6 protein-coding genes and 1 pseudogene are annotated in these 7,833 nt (G+C 71.2%); 1 reads left to right on the top strand and 6 read right to left on the bottom strand.

All coding sequences use genetic code 11. The annotated features are described in order from the left end of the window. Positions 1-259 (bottom strand): annotated as a pseudogene (locus BMG523DRAFT_RS21255) (hypothetical protein); the annotation flags it as partial. A gap of 431 nt (positions 260-690) precedes the next feature. On the opposite strand from BMG523DRAFT_RS21255, the gene BMG523DRAFT_RS23815 reads away from it, so the two are divergent. Beyond that, a complete protein-coding gene (locus BMG523DRAFT_RS23815) occupies positions 691-1,611 on the top strand; it encodes a trans-aconitate 2-methyltransferase (RefSeq protein ID WP_011437153.1) in 921 nt (306 codons plus the stop codon). Here BMG523DRAFT_RS23815 and BMG523DRAFT_RS21245 read toward each other — a convergent pair. From BMG523DRAFT_RS21245 to BMG523DRAFT_RS26815, 5 genes are all read right to left on the bottom strand, one after another. Then, a complete protein-coding gene (locus BMG523DRAFT_RS21245) occupies positions 1,508-3,433 on the bottom strand; it encodes an ABC transporter ATP-binding protein (RefSeq protein ID WP_043592156.1) in 1,926 nt (641 codons plus the stop codon). The two genes, BMG523DRAFT_RS23815 and BMG523DRAFT_RS21245, sit on opposite strands and share 104 nt — an antisense overlap. Beyond that, the gene (locus BMG523DRAFT_RS21240) at positions 3,430-4,308 is read right to left on the bottom strand and encodes an ABC transporter permease (protein ID WP_011437155.1); all 879 of its coding nucleotides are present in this window, start codon (positions 4,306-4,308) and stop codon (positions 3,430-3,432) included. Before BMG523DRAFT_RS21240 ends, BMG523DRAFT_RS21245 begins: the two co-directional genes overlap by 4 nt. Continuing rightward, the gene (locus BMG523DRAFT_RS21235) at positions 4,305-5,297 is read right to left on the bottom strand and encodes an ABC transporter permease (RefSeq protein WP_011437156.1); all 993 of its coding nucleotides are present in this window, start codon (positions 5,295-5,297) and stop codon (positions 4,305-4,307) included. Before BMG523DRAFT_RS21235 ends, BMG523DRAFT_RS21240 begins: the two co-directional genes overlap by 4 nt. 4 nt (positions 5,298-5,301) lie before the next feature. After that, entirely contained in the window at positions 5,302-6,969 is a 1,668-nt protein-coding gene (locus tag BMG523DRAFT_RS21230) for an ABC transporter substrate-binding protein (protein ID WP_011437157.1), read from the bottom strand. Positions 6,970-7,652: 683 nt separating this feature from the next. Beyond that, on the bottom strand, positions 7,653-7,833 hold a 181-nt coding region (locus BMG523DRAFT_RS26815), incomplete at its 5' end, for a hypothetical protein (RefSeq protein WP_235463354.1).

Here is a 7,833-nt window from a genome sequence, read left to right as displayed (position 1 = left end):
GCCAGTAGGCGACCGAACCCGCACCGGCACCGATTTCCAGGAACCGCCCTCCGTCTGCGATTCCCCGCGCCTCGAGAACGGCGTGCGTGGCCGGGTCCACCTGTGATTCCAGCAGTTGCAGCCGACCGAGTTCCGTGGAGATGTCGTGGCTGAGGATGCCCTGGACGTATCCGACCGACGTGTCGGGCTCGGAACGCTGTGCAGCGATCACGTCTCGCGCCGGCGCCAAAGCCGCATCGAATTCCGTTGTACTGGTCATCGTCTCCCCTGGGCATGGTTCTGGGCCGGCTCCGGGCGGTCGCAGCCAAGTCCCAGACCGGTTGCGGACCAGCTCCGGTCCGGCACGGCGGTACCGATGTCTGTGCGGTTTCCACCGTCGTACCTGGTTTCCACCGTCGTACCTGGTTTCCACCGTCGCGGCTTCCACTGCCGCGAACAGTTTCCGCGTCCCGGCCCGCGACCCATTCCAGTCGGCTCGCGGCGGCGGGTCCAGAGGCATCACGGTGCTGTTACCAGTACTAACAGGATGTCGACTATGGACGCAGAAAGCTACCTTGACCCCACACGAACACGATGCCTAATTTCAAAACTCATGGCACGGAACTCGGCGCTTGGCGCGAGCCCGTGATGCACGATGGCGGACCGTCAGTACGTCGGATCGGTTGACATACCTCGGCTGGGGAGAAGCAGATGACGCAGACCGTCACGGCACAGGCGGCCCGACTCGGCGGATACGACGACGCCAGCCGGCTTCGGCAGGCTCAGGACACCGACTGGGTGCTCGGGTTCGCCGATCCGACCGCCCGGTCCGTCGCCGATCTCGGCTGCGGCATCGGTTCCCTGCTCGCCGCGGCGCTCGACCGCCTGCCCGACGCCGTCGACGCCCTGGGCCTGGATCGTGAGGAGTCCCGGCTCGCCGAGGCTCGACGCAAGCTCGCCCCCTACGCGACCCGGGTACGGTTCCGCTTCGTCCAGGCCGATCTGCGCCGGCCCCCGCAGCTGGCCGACGATGCGGGTTCCACGGCGTTCGACCTGGTCACCCTCACCGCGGTCCTGCACTGGATCCACCCTGACGAGGAGCAGCTGGTGCGGTGGATCTCCATGCGACTGCGACCCGGCGGCGCCTTCCTGCTCACCACCCACCATCCCGAGCACGACGAGTACGGGTTCGGTGGCAGCGACGACCTCGCCCGGCAGGCCCTGGTCCGCCTGGGCCATGCGGCCGAGGACGTACCCAGGCTGCTGGCGGCGGCCGGGATCATTCCGATCGCCGTACGCACCCTGTCCGTGGACGACACCGCGACCCTGCTCGACGCGTACTTCGACATCGACGGCGTCGACGAACGCCCGGCACTCGTGCGGGCCGCGAGCGGCGAAGAGTACCAGCGGTTCCACGCGGCGACCTTTGGCACCTACTACAGCCGGCTCGTCGGTGCGGATCGCCAGGAGGACTATTTTCGGGCGATCGGGGAGGTCGCGCAGCACCGCCTCGACACCGACGGGCACATTACCCAGATGCCGGTACGGCTGTGGCGCTGTCGGCCACGGGCGTCCCGGCCTGCGGAGACGGCCCGGCCTGCGGAGACGGCCCGGCAGCCGATAGGGGGGTAGGCGGTGCGGGGAGCCGGGGCACCGCGGCGAGCAGCCGTACGGTGTAGGGGTGCCGGGGGGCGGTGAAGACCGTCTCCACCTCCCCGGACTCGACGATCCGCCCGTCGTACATCACCAGGACCCGGTCGCTGAGGTGCCGCACGACGCCGAGGTCGTGAGAGACGAAGACCATGGCCAGACGGTGGGTCCGGCGCAGGTCGACAAGCAGGTCCAAGACCTGGGCCTGGATGGACACGTCGAGCGCGGATACCGGTTCGTCGCAGATCAGCACCTGCGGTTCCACGGACAGCGCCCGGGCGATGGCCACCCGCTGCCGCTGGCCGCCGGACAGCTCGACCGGTCTGCGCCGTAGTTCCCGCGCGGAGAGCCCCACCTGTTCCAGCCGTCGGACGGCGGCGTCGCGGCGCTCGGTCCGCGCGACCCCACCCACCCGCAGCGCCTGCGTCAGGATCCGGCCCACCGTCAGTCGTGGGTCGAAGGAACCCAGCGGGTCCTGGAAGATCGCCTGGATCTGCCGACGGCGTGGTCGGCGCTCACGCTCCGACACCGAGCTGCCCCGGCCGCCCCCAGGATCCGACGGACCGACCCAGGGAACGCCGCCGAGCAGCACCTCACCCGCGTCGGGTTCGGTCAGACCCAGCATGATCCGGGCGAGCGTCGTCTTCCCCGAACCGGACTCGCCGACGAGCCCGAGGGTCTCCCCGCGGCGCAGCGCGAAGGAGACGTCCCGGACCACCTCGCGTCGCTCTCCGTCCGTCGTCCGGAACGCCTTGCGCAGTCCCGTCGCCCGCAGAAGGATCTCGGCGCCGGTCGAGCCGCCCGCGTCGAGCCCGGCAGACGCGAGCCCGGCTTCGTCGACGGGTCCGGCCAGCCGGCTGCCCCTGGTCCGTGCGGAGGGCACGGCGGCAAGCAGCTCGCGGGTATAGGCGTGCGTGGGATCGCCCAGCACCCGCTCGGTCGGGCCACTTTCCAGGATCACTCCGTCGCGCAGCACGGCGACCCGATCGGCGAGCCGGGCAACGACCGCCAGGTCATGGCTGATGAGCAGCAGTCCCATCCCGCTCGCACGCAGACCGGCGAGCAGATCGAGGATCCGGGCCTGGACCGAGACGTCGAGAGCGGTGGTCGGCTCGTCGGCGATGAGCAGGTCCGGGGTGCCGGCCAGCGCCGCGGCGATCAGCACCCGCTGGCGCAACCCGCCGGAGAGCTGGTGCGGGTACTGCCGGGCACGGACCTGTGGATCAGGAATGCCGGCCCGCGCCAGCAGCGTCACGACGCGGGGGCCACGTTCGGCTCGCGCGACCGGGCCATGCGCCCGCAGCGCCTCGTCGACCTCCTGCTCGACCCGCCGCAGCGGATCGAGGGAGCCGAGGGCGTCCTGGAGCACCAGGCCGATCCGGCGGCCACGCAGGGCGCGCCATTCCCGGTCCCGCAGCCCGATGAGGTCGGTCCCGCCCAGGCGCAGCCGCCGGGCCTGGACCGTCGCGCCCGCTCCGGCGAGTCCGACGAGGGCGCGGGCGGTCACGCTCTTACCCGATCCGGACTCGCCCACGAGGGCCACACACTCCCCCGCGCCGACATCGAAGGAGATTCCCCGCACCGCCTCGACGGCCCGAGCGCCCCGGCCGAAGGAGACCCGCAGCCCGTCGACGGTCAGCAGGGTCGCGGACGGCTCCTTCGCCCCCCGCCCGCTCGGAGGTATCGAACCAGGGGGCTCCGACCCCAGCGGTGCCAGGTTCGGCGATGCCACGTTTGGCAGTGCCAGGTTCGGCGGTGCCAGGTTCGGCGGTGCCGGCGGTGAGAGCTGCGGCTGGTCGTTCACGGAGTCCGTCCCTCCACCCGCAGGCGGGCATGGCGGCCGAGCACGGTCACGGCGACGACCGTGGCGGCGATCGCCGCCCCGGGGAACACCACGACCCACCAGGCGGTGTCGATGACGCCCCGGCCGTCGGCGAGCATCGCCCCCCACTCGGGGGCCGGCGGCTTCGTACCGAGGCCTAGGAAACTCAACGCCGAACCGGAGATGATCGCCGTCCCGATGCCGACGGTGGCCAGCACGAGCAGCGGTCCGAGCGTGTTCGGCACGATGTGGCGCAGCATGATCACCGGCCGGGGCAGGCCGAGCGCCACCCCGGCGTCGACGAACCCGGCATGGCGGACGACGAGGGCACGCGACCGCACAACCCGCGCGTAGCTGGGGACCGCCGCGATGCCGATGGCCACCGCCGCGTTCACCGATCCTGGACCGACGATGGTGATGACCAGCAGCGCGAGCAGCAGTTCGGGGAAGGCAAGCAGCAGGTCCACGAGCCGCATGAGCAGCCCGTCGGCGAACCGGCCGCCGAGGGCCGCCGCGAGGCCGACCGTCGCCCCGATCCCCGCGCCGAGCGCGGTCGCTCCGGCACCGAGCAGTAGCGAATGCCGGGCGCCGGTGACCACCCGCGCGAAGACGTCCCGGCCCAGCTGGTCGGTGCCGAACCAGTGTGCCCAGCTCGGTCCGCGCAGCGCCTCGCCGAGGTTCGTCCCGTCCGCGGGATGGCGGCTGAGCAGCCCCGGCCAGGCGGTCGCGACAAGAAGCAGGACTATCAGCAGGCCGGCCGCGATCAAACCGGGACGCGGCCGGCCACCGCCGGTGCCGGCCAGGGCACCGGCGGCGGGCGGCTCGGTCCCGGGGCGGGTTTCCCCGACCGCGGTCACCGGGACACCGCCAGATCAACCGCCGTGGCCCTCCCGGCACCGGATCCGTCGTCGCGCAGTCGCGGGTCGATGAGCAGGTAGAGCAGGTCGACTACGCTGTTCACGACGACGAAGACCGCCGCGGACAGCAGCACCACCGCGGTGACCACCGGGATGTCCTTGGCCGAGATCGCCACGAGGGTCACCCGACCGATCCCCGGCCGGGCGAACACCGCCTCGGTGACGACGGCGCCGCCGAGCAGGCTGCCCACCGCCCAGCCGAGCAGGGTGACGAGCGGGAGCGCGGCATGGCGCAGGGCATGGCGGGTCAGCACACCCACCGCGCCGATGCCGCGGGCGCGAACCGAGACGACGAACGGAGCCTCCAGCGCGGCGTCAAGGCCCTCCCGCAGCACCTGGGCAAGAACCCCGGCGATCGGCAGGGCCAGCGCGGACGCCGGGAGGACCAGTCCGGACGGGCCAGTGGCGCCGGCGCTGGGAAACCAGCCGAGATGCGCGGAGAAGAGGGTGATGAGCAGGATGCCGATCCAGAACGTCGGGCTCGACACGACGAGCAGCTCGGCGCTGGTCGCCAGCATCCGGCCGAGCCGGTGGGTGGTGCCGCCCCGGCCGGCGGTCGACACCGCGAGTCCGACCGCCAGCAGCGCGGCGAGTGCGGACGCCGTGAGCGCCAGCTGCACCGTCGGCCACACCTGACCGGACAACACCTCCACGACCGGCCGCTGCAGCTGGTAGGAGGTGCCGAGATGGCCGGTCACCAGGCGGCGCAGCCAGGTGCCGTACTGGACGACGAGCGGCGACTGGAATCCGTACGTCTCGTTGATCTGCTCCCGAAGCTGCGGCGAGATCCCGAACGTAGGCCCGATCAAAGTGTCGACAGGATCACCCGGTACGACGTGCAGCGTCACGAAGGCCAACGTCGCCGCGCCCCATAGGACCCCGGCGCCCACGACCAGCCGGCGCAGCAGGAACCTCGCCACAGCCCGCACTAGATCAGCCCACCCAGCTGTCGTAGAACAGCGGGAAGGCGTCCGCGTCGAAGGTGATGTCGTGGACCTTCGACGCCGTGCCGACGGTCCGGGTGAACACGTAGATCGGCAGGGTGTACGCGTGGTCGATCACATATTTCTGCACCTGCCCGTAGGCCTTCTTGCGGGCGGCGAGATCCGTCGTGCCGGCGCCGGTCGCGAGCCAGTCGTCGACCTCCGGCACCGCGATCCCGGAACTGTTCGCCCCGCCCTGGGTGAACGCCAGATTCGAGGCGAACAGTGTACGGAGCAGGTCGGGGTCGGACTTGCCCCAGCTGTAGGCGATCAGGTCGTAGCCGCCGGCGTTGCGCTGGGTGGTGTAGGCGCCCGAGTCCATCGAGTAGAGCTTGGTGGCGATGCCGACCTTCTTCAGGTCGGCCTGTACCGCCTGGCTGACGATGTCGCGCTGCTCGCGGTTGAAGGCGCCGACGTAGGGCCAGTCGAGGACGAGACGCGCGCCGTTCTTCGTGCGGTAGCCGTCGGCGTCGCGGCCGGTGTAGCCGGCCTCGTCGAGTAGCTTGTTCGCCGCGGTGACGTCATGGGGGAAGGCCTTCTCGAGGCTGCGATCGTAGGCGATGTTCTTTGGCGTCAGCGTGCTCCACGCGCGGGCGTACTGGCCGGCGTAGACCGTCTTCACGATCGTGTCGACGTCGACGGCGCGCTGGACGGCCTTACGGACCCGCTCGTCGGAGAACGGCGCACGCCTGGTGTTGAAGTAGATCGAGTAGTTGGCGTTCTGCGGAATCACCTTGAGTAGCCGCAGGGAGGTATCGCCCTCGATCGCGGCGACGTTCTGCGCCGGCACGCCGTCGGCGGCGTCGATCTCCCCACTGCGCAGCGCGCTCACCCTCGTCGCGTCCTCGGGCAGGAAGCGGATGGCCAGCTTGTCGAGGTAGGCGGCGCCGGTGTGCTTCGCGCCGCCGGGGGCCGAGGTGTAGCCGTCGTTGCGGGTGAACTCGGCGACCGATCCCTTCACATAACGGGTGAAGCGAAACGGCCCGGTACCCACCGAGTTCGGCCCGCCCGAGCAGAGGGTGTCCGGCGCGTCGGCGATCTTCTTCGACGACTCGATGCCGAGGTAGGTCGTGGCGGCCGCGGCGAGGAATGCCGCGTACGGCTTGGAGAAGGTGACCTTGGCCGTGTGCGGGTCGACGACCTCGGTGCCGACGTAGGGGCCGAGCAGCGCCACCGCGTACTGCGACTTCGTTGACTTCGCCGCGATGTGGTCGAAGTTCGCCTTCACCGCCGCCGCGTCGAACGGTGTGCCGTCGTGGAACGTCACGCCGTCCTTGAGCTTGAAGGTGAACGTCTTCGCGTCGGCGGAGACCGTCCACGACGTGGCCAGCCACGGGCCGACCCCGCCGCCCGGCTGCTGCGTCACGAGCGAGTCGAACACACCCCGCTGGATGACGGCGGTGACGTCGGCCGGGCTGACGTGCGGGTCGAGGCAGTCGCCCTCGGTGGCCACCGCGAAGGTGAGCGTGCCGCCCCGGTGCGGTGTTCCGCCCGCCCCGTTCGCGCTGGTGGAGCCGGCGGGTGCCGGATCGGACGCGCAGGCGCCGAGCATGGCGGCGGCGGCCGCGACGGCCGCGACGCGGACGGCGGGGTGGAATCGGGGACGTGGGCGTTTCATGGATGCTCCAGATAGGGCGGACGCGACGATGGCCTCACCGGGTCATGCGGCCCGGCGGCCGAGGGGCACGGGGAGCCGCAGCCGGCGGCCCGGGCGCGTGCCGTACGAGCACGGACCAGCACGAACGGGGAGGTAGTCGCCGATGGTGCTACTGCCGTACCAGCCCAGACAGGCAGCGGTTCATCCTGTTATCGCGGCTCATAGACATCGCCGCAAGCCCGTGCGCGTCGCCCCGCGGCCCGCCCCGCCCGAACCGACCCCGCCCGAACCGACCCCGCCCGAACCGACCCCGGCCGAAAGGCACCCTCAGGTAACCTGAGCGGGGTCAAACGGTCGTAGCGACGCCCCGATACCCGAGATGGCGTGGACCGATGCCCGCGACATGCGGGCCCCAGGTCATGGCGGTCGACTACGCCCTGGCGGGCTGGCCGCCCGGCACATCCCCGGCCATCCGGCGGACTAAAGTCCCCGCCGAGGAGATCTGCACCGACCCCCGATCCCGGCGGCGGACCATGCCGAAAGGCCAACTCACCCGCGCACCAGGGAAGATCACAGATATCTGATCATGCTATGAAAGATCACACCACCAGCGCTGGTGGATCCAGGTAGACCGCAGGAAGGAAGGGCCGACACGGTCGGCACAGCCAGCGCAGCTGTCACACATACACAGGCACGCCACGACGTCATCGGGCGAGATACGCCCGCGGGAACGCCACGACCTCCGCCAACGCCTCCCTCGCAGCCCCCGAACTAGGCACCGCGATGTGCCAGCAGTGCCCGGTGCCCGCCCACGCGCGGTACGTGGCACGGCCCCCGGCGGCGGAAGCCCCGCGTCCCGTGCGGCCAGCAGGGCCGCCGCCGTGC

The organism is Frankia sp. BMG5.23 (genome assembly GCF_000685765.2).
GTDB lineage: Bacteria > Actinomycetota > Actinomycetes > Frankiales > Frankiaceae > Frankia > Frankia casuarinae.
Note: the sequence above shows the minus strand (reverse complement) of the source record. Positions and strands in the feature narration are given on the sequence as shown.